We start from the raw sequence: 306 nt of genomic DNA on the forward strand, positions 1-306 counted from the left end.
GCTGACCGATGTGACCGCCGTGTCCTGGTCCGGCCGCAGCCGCCTCGTGGTGGTGGGCAAGGAGGAGGGCGGGGTGCAGCAGGTGCGCTACGTACAGGCGGACGGCTCCACGTCGTCCTCCGGTGTGCTGCCCGGGGTGAACCAGGTGACCGCCGTCGCGGCGGCGGACGACGAGCAGTTGCCGCTGATGGCGGACACGGAGAGCGACGGAATAGTGAAGCTGTCGCCCGGGGACAACTGGCAGACGGTCCTCAAGGAGGGTTCGTCGCTTGTCTATCCCGGCTGACCACCGGGTCGCCCGGCGAC

At 69.9% G+C, this 306-nt stretch carries 1 protein-coding gene; it reads left to right on the forward strand.

Features of this window, described 5'->3' with window-relative positions:
- Positions 1-286, forward strand: a 286-nt coding sequence (locus tag IE97_RS39070; protein WP_037845523.1) for an LpqB family beta-propeller domain-containing protein, incomplete at its 5' end; no start/stop codon positions are given.
- Positions 287-306 lie beyond the last annotated feature (20 nt).

It is taken from the genome of Streptomyces sp. NRRL S-455 (genome assembly GCF_000717875.1).
Taxonomy (GTDB): Bacteria; Actinomycetota; Actinomycetes; order Streptomycetales; family Streptomycetaceae; genus Streptomyces.